Source organism: Paenibacillus tritici (assembly GCF_013204885.1).
Lineage (GTDB): Bacteria > Bacillota > Bacilli > Paenibacillales > Paenibacillaceae > Paenibacillus_AQ > Paenibacillus_AQ tritici.
Window position 1 is genome coordinate 107,830 of the sequence record NZ_JABMKX010000019.1, and the last position, 18,113, is coordinate 125,942.

General features: G+C 54.5%; 15 protein-coding genes. 2 read left to right on the plus strand and 13 right to left on the minus strand.

Annotated features, from left to right (window positions below; translation table 11 throughout):
- Nucleotides 1–19 precede the first annotated feature (19 nt).
- The 12 genes from miaA to HQN87_RS26945 all read right to left on the minus strand — a co-directional run bounded on the left by miaA (nt 20) and on the right by HQN87_RS26945 (nt 16,037).
- On the minus strand, nt 20–1,000 hold the full coding sequence (gene miaA / locus HQN87_RS26890; RefSeq protein WP_173139597.1) for a tRNA (adenosine(37)-N6)-dimethylallyltransferase MiaA: 981 nt from the start codon (nt 998–1,000) through the stop codon (nt 20–22).
- A complete protein-coding gene (locus tag HQN87_RS26895; protein WP_173139599.1) occupies nt 990–1,769 on the minus strand; it encodes a class I SAM-dependent methyltransferase in 780 nt (259 codons plus the stop codon). The genes miaA and HQN87_RS26895 overlap by 11 nt, the downstream gene beginning before the upstream one ends.
- A gap of 41 nt (nt 1,770–1,810) precedes the next feature.
- A complete protein-coding gene (gene mutL / locus HQN87_RS26900) occupies nt 1,811–3,892 on the minus strand; it encodes a DNA mismatch repair endonuclease MutL (RefSeq protein WP_173139601.1) in 2,082 nt (693 codons plus the stop codon).
- A gap of 274 nt (nt 3,893–4,166) precedes the next feature.
- Entirely contained in the window at nt 4,167–6,941 is a 2,775-nt protein-coding gene (gene mutS, locus HQN87_RS26905; protein WP_173139603.1) for a DNA mismatch repair protein MutS, read from the minus strand.
- 470 nt (nt 6,942–7,411) lie between these two features.
- The gene (locus tag HQN87_RS26910) at nt 7,412–9,085 is read right to left on the minus strand and encodes a putative amidoligase domain-containing protein (protein ID WP_173139606.1); all 1,674 of its coding nucleotides are present in this window, start codon (nt 9,083–9,085) and stop codon (nt 7,412–7,414) included.
- Nucleotides 9,086–9,249: 164 nt separating this feature from the next.
- Nucleotides 9,250–9,807 (minus strand): outer spore coat protein CotE, encoded by a 558-nt coding sequence (locus HQN87_RS26915; protein WP_039310097.1) that lies wholly within the window; start codon nt 9,805–9,807, stop codon nt 9,250–9,252.
- 496 nt (nt 9,808–10,303) lie between these two features.
- A complete protein-coding gene (locus HQN87_RS26920) occupies nt 10,304–11,326 on the minus strand; it encodes an HD-GYP domain-containing protein (RefSeq protein WP_173139608.1) in 1,023 nt (340 codons plus the stop codon).
- Nucleotides 11,327–11,526: 200 nt separating this feature from the next.
- Entirely contained in the window at nt 11,527–12,516 is a 990-nt protein-coding gene (locus HQN87_RS26925) for an aromatic acid exporter family protein (RefSeq protein WP_173139610.1), read from the minus strand.
- A 95-nt stretch (nt 12,517–12,611) separates the two neighbouring features.
- Nucleotides 12,612–13,448 carry an ABC transporter permease gene (locus HQN87_RS26930; RefSeq protein WP_173139612.1) on the minus strand — a complete coding sequence of 279 codons (837 nt, stop codon included), beginning with the start codon at nt 13,446–13,448 and terminating at the stop codon, nt 12,612–12,614.
- Nucleotides 13,445–14,224 (minus strand): ABC transporter ATP-binding protein, encoded by a 780-nt coding sequence (locus tag HQN87_RS26935; protein ID WP_173139614.1) that lies wholly within the window; start codon nt 14,222–14,224, stop codon nt 13,445–13,447. Before HQN87_RS26935 ends, HQN87_RS26930 begins: the two co-directional genes overlap by 4 nt.
- Nucleotides 14,225–14,231: 7 nt before the next feature.
- Nucleotides 14,232–15,242, minus strand: coding sequence for an ABC transporter substrate-binding protein (locus tag HQN87_RS26940; RefSeq protein WP_173139616.1), 1,011 nt, complete (start codon nt 15,240–15,242; stop codon nt 14,232–14,234).
- A gap of 153 nt (nt 15,243–15,395) precedes the next feature.
- Nucleotides 15,396–16,037 (minus strand): hypothetical protein, encoded by a 642-nt coding sequence (locus tag HQN87_RS26945; RefSeq protein WP_173139619.1) that lies wholly within the window; start codon nt 16,035–16,037, stop codon nt 15,396–15,398.
- A 207-nt stretch (nt 16,038–16,244) separates the two neighbouring features.
- Between HQN87_RS26945 and HQN87_RS26950 the strand changes: the two genes are divergently transcribed.
- Nucleotides 16,245–16,484: a hypothetical protein gene (locus tag HQN87_RS26950; protein ID WP_036699054.1), complete on the plus strand. Its 240-nt coding sequence runs from the start codon at nt 16,245–16,247 to the stop codon at nt 16,482–16,484.
- A gap of 78 nt (nt 16,485–16,562) precedes the next feature.
- Here HQN87_RS26950 and HQN87_RS26955 read toward each other — a convergent pair whose 3' ends face one another.
- Nucleotides 16,563–16,700 (minus strand): hypothetical protein, encoded by a 138-nt coding sequence (locus HQN87_RS26955; protein WP_173139620.1) that lies wholly within the window; start codon nt 16,698–16,700, stop codon nt 16,563–16,565.
- Between the two features lie 332 nt (nt 16,701–17,032).
- Here HQN87_RS26955 and HQN87_RS26960 point away from each other — a divergent pair, with 332 nt between their 5' ends.
- A complete protein-coding gene (locus HQN87_RS26960) occupies nt 17,033–17,659 on the plus strand; it encodes an FMN-dependent NADH-azoreductase (protein WP_173139621.1) in 627 nt (208 codons plus the stop codon).
- The last annotated feature ends 454 nt before the right edge of the window (nt 17,660–18,113 follow it).

An 18,113-nucleotide genomic window follows, 5' to 3' on the forward strand; every position in this document is an offset into this window, starting at 1 on the left:
ATGACGTACCCCCAATGGTTCAATTAGATTGTTCAGAAGTATATTCAAGACCTGTGAGAAACTTTCCTGCTATTATACCATTTATTTTTGAAAAATTCTCAGAAAAGTTTTGACTCTCCAGGGTGTCGACCCACTGAATCTCCTTCATGTGGCGAAACCATGACAACTGCCGCTTGGCGAACCGGCGGGTATCGCGCTTCAGCAGCACCACAGCTTCCTCAAGCGTCGTCTCGCCCTCCAGATAAGCGGCAATCTCTTTGTAGCCCAGGCCCTGCATAGATACAAGGCTCCTGCCGTAGCCATGTTCGAGCAGCCTCTGCACCTCGGCAACAAGCCCCTCCGCCAGCATCTGATCAATTCGGTCTTCAATACGTTTATATAGTATTTTCCGGTCCATTGTCAAACCGATGAGGCATAAATCGTACGGAGACTCTTTGTTCTGGGCGGCTAGCGAGGCCGACAGCGGAACGTTCGTCTGGTGCTGAATCTCCAGCGCACGGATGATCCGCCGGCGGTCATTGGGATGCAGCCGCTCTGCGCTGGCCGGATCTACCGCCGCCAGACGGGCGTGCAGAGCCTCAGCCCCGTGCTCTTCCGCGTAGGCTTCCTGCTCGCTGCGGAAGGCCTCGTCGGCCACCGCTTCAGAGAAGCGGAAGCCGTAGCACAGCGATTCAATATAGAGGCCTGTTCCGCCTACGATAAAAGGCAGCTTGCCTCTGCTGCTGATCTCTTCGATCAGTCGCGCTCCCTGCTCCTGAAATTCAGCGGTGGAATACGCATCCTGCGGATCATGAATATCAATCAGATGATGGGGAATGCCCTTCATCTCAGCAGGCGTAATCTTCGCTGTTCCGATATCCATGCCACGGTAGACCTGCATCGAATCCCCGGAGATGATCTCGGCCCCGTGTGCCTCGGCCAGCTCCAGACTCAGCCGGGTCTTCCCGACTGCCGTCGGCCCCAGCAGCACAAGCACCTTACGTTTAGTCTCAGTTGTCAATGGTAATCACCCCGTACGATGTTTTGGCATTGGCCCTCAGCAGCTCCGTGAAGCCCAGCCGGGCGAATTCGCTGCTCAGCGCCTTCTCCTTCAGAAGCACCGTCTTACGCGCAACTCTCAGCGCCTCGGCTACGCTTGCAGCCGACAATGCAGCAGGATTGGCAAATTGCCGCAGCGGTGAGATCGCGGCCGAATCGGTCAGCGGCACCCGGAACATCGGATCGAAATAGATGATATCAATACTGTTGTCCGGCTGGGCCTTCAGATACTCCAGATGATCGCCGAGCTGCACATTGATGCGGCGCAGCGCTTCATTCACCTTAATCTGGCCGGAAACATACTGGCTCATCCCCTCCAGCAGCAGCGCATACAGCGGCAGCGAGCTCTCCAGCGCGGTAACCCTGGAGTGTTCACCTCCGGTGACGGCAAACAGCAGCGAGTCCGCTCCGAGTCCCGCCGTGCAGTCCAGCACACTGTCGCCGGGTACCATGCCTGCGGCATCAATCATGGGATCGGGCTCTCCCCGCAGCATCCGCTTGGCGCGGACGAAGCCCATGCTGGGATGGAACTCCATAGGCGGCATTCCCGGCGTGATCAGCCGGACGGCCTCCTGCAGAACAACCAGAATCTGCTCGTCCCCGTAGTGCTCCATAAGCCTCGGCATGGAGAATTTGTCCCGGGGAGCATAGGCACAGCCCGTGCGGTCCGCGAGCTTTCGGGCCCGTGTAACCACTTCCGGTATCGGGTCAAAGCCCGTAGTTATAATCATGTTGCCTCCGTTCCGCACTCTTCAAATGTACAATATAGCCATTACATAACGCGCTTAAACAGTTTTTCCAGATCATAGGCCGAGAAAGATACAACGATCGGGCGTCCATGCGGGCAGGTATAAGGCTGACGGCAGGCAGCGAGTCTTGTCAGCAGCGACTCCACTTCCAGCTCTGTAAGCTTCTGGTTAGCCTTAATTGAAGCCTTGCAGGAGCATAGAATGGAAGATTTCTCGCGCAGCTTGGCGAGGTCAATCGACCGTTCGCTCAGCACCCACTCCGCCATCTCCTCAATCACCGCCTTCTCATCGCCTTCCGGGAACCAGTACGGCAAGGAACGGACCAGGAAGGTCTGCCCGCCGAAATGCTCTAGGATAACCCCGGCCTGCTCGAACCAGTGCAGCCGTTCGCTGAGCTGCCTGCTCTCCGAAGGTGTAAACTCCAGCGTGATCGGCAATAGCAGCTCCTGCGAGGCATCCTCGGGCTTGCCGAACTTCTCGTAATAAAATTCATAATTCACCCGCTCATGTGCAGCGTGCTGGTCAATCAGGTACAGGCCGCTGTCATTCTGGGCGATAATATACGTTCCGTGATGCTGGCCGATATAATTCAGCTCCGGGAACTGCGGAAGGCCGGAGCCGTCCGGGTCCACAGGAGCGTACAGCTCCCCGGCTGCCGGCTGCTGCCCGCGCCCGGCCATCGCCGCCTGGGGGCGGTAGCTATTCTCACGCGGACCGGAGGACGGCTGTGCAGCACCACTCCGGTAAGGAGCAGGCGCCGGAGCCCCTCCGCTATAAGCCGCTGCCGTCTCCCTGGCCTGAAGCTGCTGCGGATTCCCGGATGCCGGGGCAGCGTAGGGGCTGGCGGCAGGTGAGTAGGCAGATCCCAACAGCGGACCTCCGCTCTCAGCGGATGGAGACCCGCTCCGTCCGCCGGAAGACAGCGGATGGCTGCCTCCGCCGTCAGGAATTCCCTGGCCGGAACTATACTGGCCGGAAGCATTCTCTGTACCGGCTGCTCCGGCACCTTGCTGTATCGCCCCGGGTACATTCCCTTTGGAGAAGGCGAATTGTTCCTGAATGAACGAGCTGCTGTTCTTCCCGCCGATGATCTCTTTGGTTGGACGCGGAATCAGGCTCTGCCCCATGAGCAGCGAGCGGAGCTGCTGTTCCACGAATCCGTACAGCTCAGGTTCTTTGCTGAAGCGGACCTCCAGCTTGGCCGGATGCACATTGACGTCAACAAGGGACGGGTGCATCTCCAGCTTCAGCACCAGCAGCGGATAACGGTTAATTGGCAATAGCGTATGGTAGGCGCGCATGATTGCAGCGTTCAGTCCATTGCTGCGGACATACCGTCCGCCGACCAGCGTCGTAACCGCATTACGGTTCGAGCGTGTCCACTCCGGGCGGCTGATATAGCCGGAGATCCGGAAGTCCGGGTCTTCCGCCGATACCGGCAGCATGGCTTTGGCGGCAGAGGTGCCGTATACGGCGGCAATCACCTGCAGCAGGTCGCCGTTGCCCAGCGTATGCAGCAATTGGTTACTATTATGCTGCAAGGTGAAGGAGATATCAGGATGAGCCAGAGCCATCCGGTACATCGCATCCGAAATATGGCCCAGCTCAGTCTGGATACTCTTCATATACTTGAGCCGTGCCGGAGTATTGTAGAAGAGCTCCCGTACGCTGAGATCACTGCCCTTGCCGCAAGCAGCATCTTCATTGCGGATCAATCTGCCGCCTTCTATGTCCAGCACCCGCCCCTTACCGTCGTCCTCGCTTGCGGTCAGCAGAGTCAGCTTCGAGACCGCCGCGATACTCGCCAGCGCTTCCCCACGGAAGCCGAGGCTGGTGATCAGGAACAGATCACGGCCGCTTGCAATTTTGCTGGTGGCATGGCGGTAGAAGGCAGTCTCGCAATCCTCCGGCTCAATCCCGGACCCATTATCCTTAACTCGGATGCTCTGCAGTCCGCCCTCTTCCACCGAGACTTCAATACGGGTGCTGCCTGCATCAATTGCATTCTCCACAAGCTCCTTCACTACGGAGGCCGGGCGCTCTACTACCTCCCCGGCAGCAATCTGGTTGGCAATATGCTCGTCCAGCACATGAATTTTAGCCATATTCGTTCACCTCGCATTGGTTTATTTTATAGACAGTGTTGAACATTAACGGACTGTAAAAGCCTTATTTGGATCAAAACAGCCCCTCTCGGGGACCGAACGGACTAGAGTGCGACTTATGTCCTCTCCAGCAACTAACATGGGGTGAAATAACCTGACATAAGCGTCACTGTGTCCGCAAGCTTGCAAAAAGCATACTTCTATAAGGAATAAGGGCATCTCAGTCCGCACCGTGCTATACGTTTAACAGATTGCTGTCAGCAATTTCGCTGAATTACAGCTCCCGGGCCTTCATCTTCAGCTCATTCAGCAGGCCCATCGCCTGCAGCGGGGTCATGTTCATCAGATCCGCTCCCTGAACGGCCGAGATCAGCTCTTTCAGCAGCGGATTTTCTTTGACTGCCGGTGCTGCTGACCCGCCTTTGCGGTTCTTGCGCGGCTCTTCCCCGCCAAAAATAGACAGCTGCACAACCTCATTGTCCTCTTCCTCCACAGGAGAAGCAAGCGTAACGGCGGCTTCCCGCTGACCGGCAGCCACTAGAGCGGCTGCTTCAGATGTAGGTGCTGAATGGACTGGGGCAGCCTGTTGTTCCTGAATAACCGGCCCGCTCCGGTCTTTGTAGTCTGTACCATAATTCAGCGGAGCGCTGCCCGGCGGAGATGCCTGCTCGATGCTCTGGAGCAATCCGTAGGCACGGTCAATAATCCCCTCCGGCAGTCCCGCCAGCCGCGCACAGTAGATTCCGTAGCTGCTGTCCGCCGCTCCCGGCACAAGCTTGCGCAGGAAGTTGACCTTGTCTCCGCTCTCCTGCACCGCCATCGAATAGTTCCGCAGACCGCTGAGGCTCTGCTCCAGATGGGCCAGCTCATGGAAATGCGTGGAGACCAGTGCTTTGCAGGCAATGGTGTCATGCACATATTCGATCACAGCCTGGGCAATTGCCATCCCCTCGCTGGTTGAGGTCCCCCGGCCCAGCTCATCTATGATGATCAGACTGCGGGCTGTGGCTTTTTCGGTCATGACCTGAATGTCGGCCATCTCCACCATGAAGGTGCTCTGGCCGCCGATCAGGTCATCCGCTGCACCGATCCGGGTGAAGATGCGGTCGATCAGAGCCACCTCGGCGCTGCCCGCAGGCACGAAGCAGCCGATCTGGGCCATGATGCAGATGAGCGCAACCTGGCGCATATACGTGCTTTTGCCGGCCATGTTCGGCCCTGTAATCAGCAGAATATTGCCTTCGTCCTTGCTGAGGGTGCTGCCGTTCGCAATAAAAGCCGAATCCTTCAGCACCGCCTCGACCACGGGATGGCGTCCCCCTTCGATCCGCAGATCATAGCTGTCGGACAGCTTCGGCTTCACGAACCGGTGCTCGGCACTGACCGCTGCGAGGCATTGGTACACATCAATCTCGGCCACCTTCTCGGCAAGCGCCTGCAGGCGCGGAACCTGACTGCTGATCCGCTCGCGCAGTTCGGTGAACAGGCTGTATTCCAGATCTGTCATCTTATCCTGGGCTTCCAGGATCAGTGCTTCCTTCTCCTTCAGTTCCGGGGTCACATAACGCTCGGCATTCGCGAGCGTCTGCTTGCGCTCATAGCGGCCTTCCGGCAGCGAAGAGAGATTGGAGCGGGTAATTTCTATATAGTATCCGAAAATTTTGTTATAGCCGATCTTGAGGGATTTGATCCCGGTCACCTGGCGTTCCTTCGCTTCAAGCTCTGCAATCCAGCGCTTGCCGCTGCTGCTGGCTTCCCGCAGCTCGTCCAGCCGTTCATGGTAACCCCCGCGGATGATTCCTCCGTCACGGACAGATACCGGTGCTTCCTCCACAATCGCCCGTTCGATATCCTCTCGAAGCTCCGCGCATTCATCCATAGCTGCCCCAATCTCCCTTAAGGTAGCCGAGCCGGAGGTCAGGCACATCTCTTTGAGCGCCGGAATCTGTGCCAGAGACAGCTTCAAGGCATTCATATCCCGGCCGTTGGCGCTGCCGAAGGCAATACGCCCAACCAGCCGCTCCAGATCGTAGATTTCCTTCAGCGCCCCGCGCAGATCCTCGCGGACAATGAACTGGTTATACAGATAGTCGACAGCTTCCAGACGGCGCTCAATCGGCGCGCGCTGCAAGAGCGGCTTATCAATCCGGCGGCGCAGCAGACGGCCCCCCATCGAAGTCTCGGTGCGGTCGAGCAGCCAGAGGAGCGAGCCTTTTTTGGAGCGTTCCCTCACCGTTTCGGTCAGCTCCAGATTACGCCGGGTGAACGGATCGAGAATCATAAAATTCCCGGGCTCGTAAGGTGAAATCTGGGTGAGCTGTCCAAGGGAACGGCGCTGGGTCTCGCTGAAATAGGAGATCAGCAGCGCCAGACACCGTCCGCGCTCCTTCTCCAGCCGGACCCAGGCCGCTTCGCCGAACTGGCGGCGGGCCAGTGCTTCCTCCTGCTTGTCCCACGGCGTATAGACCACAGGCTTAGCCAGCAGGGAAGCTTCACTGCGCAGCTGCTCAAGCAAGGCAGAATCGCCAATAATCTCCGCCGGCTCGTAGATTCCAATCTCGTCGCGCAGCCATTCGGTGCTGGAGAGAACCGATGTGACATACAGCTCACCTGTCGTCAAATCACAGGCAGCCAGTGCCATCATCCCGTCCTCCTCCGTGACGCAGACGAGGTAGTTGTTGCTTTTGTCGGTAATGATTTTGCCATCCATCACCGTGCCCGGTGTAACGACCCGGACGATATCGCGGCGGACCATCCCCTTGGTCACCGCAGGATCATCCAGCTGCTCGCAGATCGCAACCTTGTAGCCCTTCTCGATCAGTCGCTGTATGTACCCTTCGGCGGCATGATACGGCACCCCGCACATTGGAATCTTCTCACCAATTCCGCCATCGCGGCCTGTTAATGTAATCTCAAGCTCTTTGGATGCAAGCAAGGCATCCTCGAAGAACATTTCATAGAAATCGCCCAGACGAAAGAAAAGGAAAGCGTCTTTAGCCCCTTCCTTCACTCTCAGATACTGCTGAATCATCGGCGTATAGTTTGCCATCGTCTACCTCCATGCCTACTTCATACTGTTCTCTATTATAGCAGAAACTCCGCGCTCAGGGTTACCCTCCGCCGGCCCACAGCTTCTGCCAAAATGAGATTACTTGAAAGACGGATAGATTGGAGCAGGGGGAGCTTTCGATTTCTATTGCACTTTGTACATCCGTTGACCGGTAAATTCCTCGATTACTTGAATCTGCTGCACTCTGTACAACAGAATTCTGCGAAAGAGCCGTGAATCGGCAAAATTCCGGAATTCAGTTGTACGAACTGCAACAGAATGAGCTTTTGGGGCGGGAAGATGACCATTCTAATGTATGAATTACAATCACTCGACTATCTGTTGCTATTAATGGCGCAATTATAAATCTTAGGTAACCGTTGAAAAATACAGCCGCCTATTACAAGGGACGCGCACCTGAAGGCGCGGGTCCCCGTAACCGGCGGCTGTCTGTTGTAACCTTAGGCAGGCTACTGTATAGTATCCTGCCGGGAGTGAGGCGCCCTCGCAGCTGCACGGGCGCTGCTCTGCCATGAGCCGCGGATATCCCGCGTCTCATCCCAGCTCTGCTGCTCCGCTATGGAGCGCAGCATCGGCTCGATCCAGCGGGCGGCGGCTGCGTAGCCGCCCAGTGCGCGCAGCTGCGCCTCCAGGGGAGGCCAGGCTGTGCGCAGAGGGGTTTTGTCGCCGCTGTAGAAGGCGGCATGCAGGGCCTCCCGGTCCAGCGGGCGCAGCGGTAAGTCTTCATAGTGGCTCACGATCAGGTGAGCCAGACTGACCGCGCCTTTGGCGATGACCGGGGAGACCAGGAAGCTCGGCAGGGTCCGGTACTCGAAGCCGCCATGCGGCTGCCGCCGGAAATCGCCGAGCACGCCATAGCGGGGACGCCGGGCCGCAGCCCGGACGTCCTCGAGCAGGAACAGGGGCAGCGCGAGATAGTTGTCGAGCGCGCGCAGGAGCGGCGCACACAGCGTGACGCCGCTGAAGTGCAGGTGGCCGCCGAGGGCCCAGCCCCGCAGCGGCATACCTCCCGCCCGCCAGCGGAGCGAGCGGTCGGTGATGAGCCGGTCCGCCTCGCGTGCGGCGGACATGAGCTGCGCCAGCAGCGCGCGCGGTTCCCCGCGCGGCTCAGGGCGCAGCTCCGCCACCGGGAACACGCCGTGCGTTCCCGGGGGTCCGGCGTCGCAGCCTGCGACGCCGTCCATGGGCAGGTACCGCGACGCCGGCACGACGCGGCCGTTAGATTCCCGGAGCAGCAGGAACTCCGGGTCCATACCCATCATCAGCCCGGGGCGGCCCGGCTGCTCAAGACCAAGCCTGAGGTCCAGCTCCGCTAAGGCTGACCGGTACGGTTCCGGCAGCGGTCTGCCGGTGACAGCCATCACGGGCGTGATGGCTGTCACCACATACCGCCGCCCTCCCATGGCCCGCAGCTCCACCTCGCCGCTGTCCAGTCCCAGACTGTACAATGCCCGAACTGCTACACTGCGGAGTACCCCTGCCGACCCCCGCAGCTCCCCTCTCCCATAACCTAAACTGCTCTCCCCATACAAACCCTGCCCTGCTGCTTCCGACCCGCCATCCCCATACTCACCCAGCCTCGCTGCTTCCGACCCACCATCCCCATACAAACCCTGCCCTGCTGCTCCTGACCCACCATTCCCATGCTCACCCAGCCTCGCTGCTTTTGACCCACCATCCCCATACTCACTCTGCCCTGCTGCTCCCGACCCACCATCACTATACTCACCCTGCCCACCTGCACCTGACCTGCTAACCCTATACTCACCACGCCCCACAACTCCCGACCCAATATGCCCGTACTCACCTCGCCCTTCACCGCCTGCCCCAACATCCCCGTACTCCCCCTGCCCTGCGGCTCCCGGAAATACTCCGCTCATAGCTGCTCCAGCTCCGAGCGGCTGACATTCCAGCACAGCCAGATTGAAGATAACAACGCGGTAGTGCTGTCTGTAGCTTGTAGGGTCTTGTCCATGAGAATATGTATGACTACTGTCTCTTATATGCTTCCGTTCTGCCCGTCTGCCGATTGAATCCGAATCTGCCTCAATCCCGCAGCGCCGGAGCCTGCACTCCATCTCCTCCGGTGTAAGCTGCCGGAATAAGTCCAGTCCTTCGTTCATCCCCATCCCTCCGCCACTTCTCCCTGAAGAATCATTTATAGCATGAAACCTATACATTCAAATAATTTAAAAAAAGAGGGCATTCGCCCTCTACGCCGCTGCCCTCTCTACATATAATGGAGCATAACCCACACAGTATCAGCAAGGCAGCGGCGTACTCTTTCCTACAATTCATCATCCAGAGCGTCAGGGTCCAGATCATCGTAATCAAAGCTCTCACCGTCGAAATCATAATCCTTGTCTTCCAGATCATCACTTTGGTCACTGACATACACGCGGACCTTGGTCTCAGCCACCAGTTCCGCCTCGAACTCGCGTTCCACCCGGAGAGTCACACTGCCTCCGCCCGGAGATACCCCGGCTTCCACACAATTGGGTTCCTGCGTTGCCTCCGCAGAGACCTGTGCCGTGGAAGCACGATGTCTCGGGTCCAGGTACGACAATGGAATAAGCTCCACATAGGAGACCGTTTCCTTGGCTACCTCGGTCTGCTTGTTTTTGTCGTACGAATACCAGATGTTCACATCATAGGTACCAATTACTTCGATTCCGTTCCCGGCGGCAACCGCTTCGTACTGGTGGTTGATAATCCATGCCCCCAGAATACTAGTCGGATGATGTGGCGGAGTCACGGTATGGGTTGCGGTAGAGAACTTACGACCTTTGCCGCAAATTGCCTTCGTAATGATCTCCCTTGTTTGACGTTTATGGCTTAATGACATCTTTGAACCTCCTCCATACAATCATTCACTATCAAGTGTATGCACGTTCTGGGCATTTGTTGATTGTTAGAGTAGAAATAAATTTGGGTAAGCCCTCGGAGGCCGTTAATTAAGCTCTCTGCTTCATTTTATTGCCGGATTTAGCCAGTTATGAGTCCTCCAGCCCGAAAAAAAACAAAAGTAGCGAATTCCCCAAACCTAGGGAACCGCTACTTTTATTTGTGAGAAGACAAGGTGAAATGGCCTTGCCGCCCTGATAAATAGTTTTTAAATCATGTGCGATTTAGATATAGATAAGACGCACTTCAGACTTGTACTTGAAGCCTGGCCGTCACTGCGGTGAACATTTGGACTTTCGGCCGCTGTTGTCACCAGATTTCTTGATTTAAACCGCTCCTACAGTTCCAAATTTCCCCTCCGCTTCTTTTGCTTTTTGTTTATTTCTTTAGTGCTTCTTATATAGTCTATAACTCTCCAGTCCGGATAGTCCTTACACCTACTGCGACAGCACACGGACCACCCCAAGCTGCCGCTCACGGCTCAGGTCAATGAAATCCTCCCCGATATTCACCAGCGGACGCAGCGGGTCATGAGCCAGAATCATGATGATTTTGCCGATCCGCCCATCCGTAAGCAATACCTCGTTGCCGATCATGGATTGCATCAGCTTATTAATGAAGACACTGCAAATATACGGATCAAGCTTGCTGTAGGCATTGTCGTCCATCTGCTTCAGCACCTCATATAACGGCGCCGCTGTGCGGTAGAAGCGGTCTGAGGTCATCGCATGGAAAATATCCGCAACCGCAACGATCTTGCTGAAGTCCGTAATCCGGTGTCCCAGCACGCCGAAGGGATATCCGCTGCCGTCCATCCGCTCGTGATGCTGCAGGGCAACCAGTGCCTGCATGTGAGTGGTACCCACCGTATCACGGATCATCTCATAGCCATAGGTGGTATGCTTCTTCATCAGGGCATGCTCTTCCTCGTTCAGCGGACCCGGCTTGGTGAGGATCTCGGCGGGAATCATAATTTTGCCGATATCATGAAGCGTTGCGGCAATCGTCAGCATGCTTAGCTCCTCCGGCTTCAGCTTCAGCCATTTGCCGAGCAGCGTAGAGATGATGCCCACCGCAACATTATGCCTGTATGTATAATCATCCTTGGTCTGCAGCGCAGACAATATTCCGTAGAAATCATTCTTCTCGCTGACCTGCTGGATAAACGGTATGACTTCATTTCTTAGCTCCAGCATGGGCAGCCTTTTGGTCTTGGTGTAGCGCAGCTGTTCAAAAATATTCTCCATCGCCGCCGTACAGTCATCCACGGCCAGCTGATAGAACGCGGCGCTGTCCACCTGAAGCACATCCTGCGGCTCCAGAACGATTTTGTGCTGGCTGATCAGGCGGATATGCTCCCCGGTGAGCAGAGTCAATGCCGGCAGGACAAACACGCCGCTATGATTAAAAAGATTCGCTACAAGCTGTTTGCCGATATACTGTTCATTGCTGTTATTCATATTCCTCACCTGCCAGTGCAGGATGTCCACCGGGGTGAACCCTGCAGTAATTGGGAAGCTTCGCGGCCTCATCTATACCTTCTACAGATTCCTCTATTTGGACATCACTAAATAGTAAGCTCACAGTTTGTGCTTATCTTTCTTATCGTTATTTTACACCGGAATATGAATACCTGACGCTGAATTAACATGGTTTTTGCTCACGCCTTCCCCTTGGAGGGCTGCTTGTCCTTTACCGGCCGGTGGTCTACCGGACTTTTATACCGTTTGGCAATCTTAAGGTATAATGCAAGCTCACGGCACAGCTGCAGAATGGCGGAACGGATCTCGAATTCCTCACGGGAATCCGGCAGCTCCATCTCCTGGAACTCCTGCTGCAGCTCCTCCAGCAGCCGCTCGGTCCGCCCGGTATATTCTTCAGCCAGTACATCCCCGCTGAGCTGGTCGAACAGCTCCCCGACCATATCTCCATGCGGCAGCTGGCGGTACACCTGCGAGAGAAGCTGCATCATATTCTGGATCGACTCCAGCTGCTCCTTGCGCATATAGAAATACACGTTCCAGGCTTCATCCGGATGAATTACATGGTTCTCCATCTCTCTTGAAGCTGCGCTCAGCCCCTTCTCCACGGCTTCACCCGCTCCAATCAGTTCTTTCCCGTCCCAGAGATAAGCGGGATCACGCAGCGTTCTGGCGATCTGGCGGAAGATCACTGAGAAGTAGCCGTCCACCTCTTTGCGGATACCGGCAATCATCCCGCCGGTCTGCGGCATATAGATGAAGTTCACCAGTCCGGCCGAGCCGAGTCCAATAATCAGCAGCTCGACCTGCTGCAGCAGAATGTGGACCGTGATATCCGCTTGTCCAAACACACGGAACACAATAACAGAGCTTGTAACGATTCCTTCCTTGAAGCCGGATTTGACGATAAGCGGGAAACCGAACAGTACGTACAATCCGAGCACCCAATAATGAAAGCCAAGGGCGAAGAACAGAATACAACCCAAAAAGAGTCCCACCAATGAGGCGAAAAAGCGTGCCGTAATCGTGCGTAGACTCCTTTTGCGGGTCGTTTCTACCCCGAGAATAGCCAGCAGTCCCGCGCTTTGCGCATTCGGGATGCCAGCGGCGGCTGCCAGCAGAATAGACAGCAGAGTTGCAGCCGCCGTTTTGATAATACGAAATCCCATGTGAATACCTCTCCTACACCGTTAAGCTTCTTCATGCAATTAAAGATATAGTTATGGTACAAGATTTTGCCAAGAGACACAATATTACATGATTCTTACCGCCTCGACAGGAGCAGCTTCTCCACATACACCACCAGCTGATACATGGCTGTAGCCACCGCCGCAATGATGAGCAGGCTGGACATAACCAGGGTGAAGTTGAACACCTGAAAGCCGTAGATGATCAGATAACCAAGCCCGGACTTCGCCACCAGGAATTCACCGACAATGACCCCGACCCAGGACATACCGACATTCACCTTTAATGTAGAGACCACTGTAGGGAACGAAGCCGGCAGAATCACCTTATTGAACTCCTGGCTCTTGGAAGCCCCGAAGGACCGGACCACCTTGACCAGATTCGGGTCTACACTGCAAAAGCTGTTATACACTACAAGCGTTGTAATAATCACCGTGATAGATAACGTGGTGACCACAATCGCGGTGAAGCCTGCGCCGAACATGACAATGAAGATCGGACCCAGCGCCACCTTCGGCATACTGTTGAATACCACCATATAAGGATCTAGGACGGCGGATAAAAAAGGTGACCACCAGATCACGACAGCAAGCAGTGTCCCGAGCAGCGTCCCCAGAATAAATCCCACCACCGTCTCACCGACGGTCATTCCCAGATGCGGCCATAGACTGCCGCTGAGCATGTCGCTCCAGATTTGCCGGAAGACCTTCGTCGGATAACTGAACAGCAGCTCATCAATCCAGCGCAGCCGGGCCCCGGCCTCCCAGAGCGCAAAGAACAGCAGAAGCAGGCTGCTTCTGACCATAAGCACCTGACTCTTGCGGCGCCGCTTCTTCTTCCTGTAATCCGCATGTTTCTGTTCCAGCCACTGGGCACGGGAGGCCGCCTCTAGGGTCTGTGCTTCTGTACTCACGTATCTTCCCTCCCTGCCAGCTCCATTTCCTTCCATACCTCGTGAAAAAGCTCTGCGAATCCCGGCAAATCCCGCGCATACAGCGGCGGGGTACTGCGTATCGCTTCGGGAATCTGAAAAACCTTGCGGATTCTGCCCGGATTCCGCTGGAGCAGAATGACCCGGCTGCTGACCGCGATCGCTTCAGACAGGTCATGGGTGACCAGAATAGCCGTGGTTCCCCGGCGCATCAGCGTCTCTGAGACCAGATCCTCGAGCTGCAGCTTAATCTGGTAGTCCAGCGCAGAGAAGGGTTCATCCAGCAGCAGCAGCCCGGGATCTGTGGCCAGTGTCCGCACGAGGGCGACACGCTGGCGCATCCCCCCGGAGAGCTGAGCCGGATATGCCCGCTCCTTGCCCTCCAGCCCCATATCGGCCAGCAGCTGCAGCGATTTGGCGCGTGAGCTTCCGGTGAGCCTGCCCGTCAGCTCCAGCCCGAGCAGTACGTTGTCCTGAATCGTCCTCCAGGGGAACAGATAGTCCTGCTGGAGCATGTAGCCCACCTCCGGTGAAGGTCCCGTGGTGGGGCGCCCGTTAAGCAGCACTTCGCCGCGCGAAGGCTGAAGCAGCCCGGCAATGATGGACAGGATCGTCGTTTTGCCGCAGCCGCTCGGTCCGACAAGGCTGACGAACTCGCCTTTTCCGACGCTGAGATTCAAATCCTCTATAGCAAGCGAAGCCTCGCGGTCTCCCAGATAGGCGTGCGTGACTTCCTTCAACTCCACTACTGGAAGCATACGTCCCTCACTCCTTAATGCTGCTCTCCGCTTGTTGCGCGAAGCTGTTATCAACGATGGTACCGGCCGGAATCCGTTCCTTCAGCTCCCCGGCATTGTCGATCACATCCAGCAGATTATTCCATTCCTTCTCCTCAATCACCGGGTTCACGGCATAGGTATCCTGTTCCTTGTAGCGGCTGATGGCAGAGACTACAATGGTCCGGTCAATGTTGTCAAAGTAAGGCATAACCGCCTCAGCAATCTCCTCCGGACTATGAGCTTTCACCCATAGCTGGGCACGCTGGATGGCATTGGTGAACTTCTGCACTGTAGCCTGGTTCTTATGGATATAACTCTCCTTGGACATGAACACCGTATACGGCAGATAACCGCTCTCCACTCCGAAGGAGGCCACAACCTGGCCCCGTCCTTCACTCTCGAAGATAGAAGCCTGAGGTTCAAAGAGCTGCACGTAATCCCCGGTCCCTGAAGCAAAAGCGCCGGCAATATTGGCAAAGTCGATGTTCTGGATCAGCGTCAGATCTTTTCCGGCATCAATCCCCTTATTCAGCAGCGTGAATGCTCCGGCCATCTGCGGCATACCCCCTTGCCGTTGCCCGAGGAAGGTCGAGCCTTTAACTTTGTCCCATGTAAAATGACTGTCCGGCGTACGTGCGAACAAGAACGTTCCATCCCGCTGCGTTAGCTGGGCAAAATTGATAACAGGATCATCCGCCCCCTGCTGATACACATAAATGGACGTCTCCGAACCGACCAGCGCCACATCAATCGCTCCGGAGAGCAGCGCTGTCATGGTTTTGTCCCCACCCGGTATCGTCTGCAGCTCTACATCTAATCCTTCATCCTTGAAAAACCCTTGCGACAATGCCACATATTCAGGCGCATAGAACACGGAACGGGTAACTTCGCCGATCTTCACCTTGACTGCTCCGGAATTATTGCTGCAGCCCGCAAGTACAGAGCAGCACAAGAGCACCAGCAAGAACGGCAATGACAGCCTTTTGTAACCTTTCATCCTTTTCTCTCCTTTCTTTCCGGGTCTGTCGCCCTTGCTCTATGCATATGCGGCAGTCTTTAGAAAGGTTAAAGACATCAATCGGTTAGGAGTCAAACGATAGAACAGGTGGAGGACTTGCAGATATAGATGCGTGAAGCGTATGTACGGGGATCAAGGGGAGATGGGTCCGGAGCTATGCAGCAGCCATTCAGCAAAAGCATGACATAGCTCCGCACGGGTAAGCGGGAACGCGATAATGTAATCCTGTGCGGGCTTACAGCAGCTGCGCAGAAGCCAGGCACCCGAAGCAGCCTCCATGAACGATGCCTCCTGCAGGCTCCAGGTTCCGCCGTCCTGTGAACATAACCGCAGCTCTCCGGACACTGTCCGGTGCTTCAACACTTTGGCTAATTCAGCAGAGCTGTCAGGATCACCCGTTTCCGCCCCCAGGGATTCAGCCAACACACACCATGTCCAGCCTCCGGCTTGGTCATTTATCTCCTCATAACTTTCTTTGGACAGGAAGAGCGCAGGAGCAGACATAGTCCGGCTATGCGCATAGTCAAAACAATTAAAAAGATAATGACAGGCCCGCTTAATCTCCTCCGGCTCCTTCAATTCGTATCCGAAAGCGTCTTCTTCACGCAGACCTGTTATAATGGTCTTATCCTTATGTACGTGCAGGCATACATCATGCGAATACCCGTCCTCATCGAACTTCAATCTGCAGATCCGCAGTGAGCCGGAGGCTGCATGCAGAATATCCGTAATCACTTTCCGCTTGCTTTCACCCGGGAACAGAAACTGTGCCAAACAGATTACCTCTTGATTTTTCACACTCATAATTCCTTCCTTTTTACCATAAATCCGAGTTTTTTATGTAAATGAGTGGCTTTCACAAACCTGCAAATCTATAAAACTTGCAATCTTTATGTTATCATAAGCTAATTTTAAGGTAAAATTAAGAAACACAGGGTAAGATCAATACCATGAAATACTTTTAGCGAGGTGGTTTTCAAAATGAGAATGCTCATCACATTTCAAAACAAGCTTGTCCCTGTATATTTCACAACAGAAAACAAACAGCCGACCCAAAAAGTACTTCGACTGCTCAACAGTACACTTGAACTCAAAATTCAAAAGGGTAAAAACGCCCTGCAGACCTGTTTGAATTCTCTGATCAGTATCGAAATTAAAGGCTCAGAAGCTATATTGCACAGTTACAGTGAAAATGATTCATTGGCATTATCCCTCTACTAAACAGAGGGATATTTTTTTGCCGCTACGCCAAAAAAGCACATGCCCGCATCATGCAGGTATGTGCTTCGTCTATGTCAGTCAGCCGATCCGCAGATTACGGTTCTCTTCTTTCTCCGCCTTTTGAATACGCAATTTGAACAGCTTCACCAGGTTGAGGCGGGTATGCTCTTCGTGACAGTGGTCCAGCTTCTTCAGGATGAAACGGTCAATGGACATATCGATCGCTCCTTTGGAGTGGGGGCTTAATCCCGTAGTACGGAGAGGGAATCATTTCCTGTTCTCCTTCTATTACCTATTTAACCGGGTCTCAGATTCCCTAAACCTGTCCCGGAAACGGCCCGGGCCGGCTTGCGAAATTTGGCAACACTATATCTTGACGGTTCAACCGGCAAATGGATTTGTGCTATAGAAGATCTGGTATGGCTGCGAAGAATAGTCTCTTGATGCAGGCAGAATTATTTTTTTATCCGACGGATATTTACAAACTAAATATTGCGTGCTATATTATCCATAGTTAATATTAAATATATACCTGAGGAGAAATCATAATGTCGAATGTTCTGTTTATCAAAGCTAATAACCGCCCTGCCGATCAATCTGTAAGTGTTCAGCTGTATAACGAATTCCTGGCCAGCTACAAGGAATCCCACCCTCAAGACCAGATTACTGAACTGGATCTGTTCGCTGAACAGCTGCCATACTACGACAACACCCTGATCACAGGAGTATACAAGGCCGCTCAAGGCTACGAAGCTACTGCAGAAGAAGCAGCAGGCGCCGCTCTTGTGAAGAAATATCTCGACCAGTTCCTGGCTGCCGACAAAGTGGTCTTTGCCTTCCCGCTCTGGAACATGACGGTTCCGGCTGTACTGCACACTTATATCGACTACCTGAACCAGGCCGGCACTACCTTTAAGTATACCGCTGAAGGTCCGGTAGGACTGCTGACAGGCAAGAAGGCTGCCGTACTTAACGCCAGAGGCGGCGTGTACTCCGAAGGCCCGGCTGCAAGCGCAGAGATGGCTGTTAACTTCATCATGGGTAACCTGAACTTCTGGGGTTTCCAAGAAACTACACAGGTCATCATCGAAGGCCACAATCAGAACCCGCAGAAATCGGCAGAAATTATTGCATCCGGCCTGCAGCTGGCTAAGACTGCAGCCGTATCGTTCTAATAATTGCACGTTATTTGTTCATATATAACTTCCAGTAAGTCTACTTAGGGGGACTTACTCGAACCAGCAAGTAAAGGCCCCGCAGCTATATTATGCTGCGGGGCCTTTACTTGGATATGGAGTCCTCGCTGACGGGACCGATGCAAATGCTGAAACAGCAGTTGGATTTTCTCCACTTCCTGCTGCACAGAAGGCTACAAACCAAACAGCAGTTGGAAAAACAACACTTAATATCCCATAAATCGTCTAAATAAGATTTTCGCAGGTTAACAAGTGACGTATTTCCAACTAATTCCCTCAAACGCTCCCGAATCACCAAATTAAGATACGTTATTCTAAGCCTGTTGATTACCCAAAATAAGGTAGCAAAAAGGCCGCTGATTCGTTAAAGTGTTTGTACCCCTACAAACATACGAAACGAGGCGACCTCATGAAAAAGTCTACTTCAATATCA

Bases quoted from the DNA above. Each gene is read 5' to 3' on its own strand.
- HQN87_RS26895 (WP_173139599.1), bottom strand. From the start codon at position 1,769: ATGATTATAACTACGGGCTTTGACCCGATACCGGAAGTGGTTACACGG.
- mutL (WP_173139601.1), bottom strand. From the start codon at position 3,892: ATGGCTAAAATTCATGTGCTGGACGAGCATATTGCCAACCAGATTGCT.
- mutS (WP_173139603.1), bottom strand. From the start codon at position 6,941: ATGGCAAACTATACGCCGATGATTCAGCAGTATCTGAGAGTGAAGGAA.
- HQN87_RS26910 (WP_173139606.1), bottom strand. From the start codon at position 9,085: ATGAACGAAGGACTGGACTTATTCCGGCAGCTTACACCGGAGGAGATG.
- HQN87_RS26915 (WP_039310097.1), bottom strand. From the start codon at position 9,807: ATGTCATTAAGCCATAAACGTCAAACAAGGGAGATCATTACGAAGGCA.
- HQN87_RS26920 (WP_173139608.1), bottom strand. From the start codon at position 11,326: ATGAATAACAGCAATGAACAGTATATCGGCAAACAGCTTGTAGCGAAT.
- HQN87_RS26925 (WP_173139610.1), bottom strand. From the start codon at position 12,516: ATGGGATTTCGTATTATCAAAACGGCGGCTGCAACTCTGCTGTCTATT.
- HQN87_RS26935 (WP_173139614.1), bottom strand. From the start codon at position 14,224: ATGCTTCCAGTAGTGGAGTTGAAGGAAGTCACGCACGCCTATCTGGGA.
- HQN87_RS26940 (WP_173139616.1), bottom strand. From the start codon at position 15,242: ATGAAAGGTTACAAAAGGCTGTCATTGCCGTTCTTGCTGGTGCTCTTG.
- HQN87_RS26950 (WP_036699054.1), top strand. From the start codon at position 16,245: ATGAGAATGCTCATCACATTTCAAAACAAGCTTGTCCCTGTATATTTC.
- HQN87_RS26955 (WP_173139620.1), bottom strand. From the start codon at position 16,700: ATGTCCATTGACCGTTTCATCCTGAAGAAGCTGGACCACTGTCACGAA.
- HQN87_RS26960 (WP_173139621.1), top strand. From the start codon at position 17,033: ATGTCGAATGTTCTGTTTATCAAAGCTAATAACCGCCCTGCCGATCAA.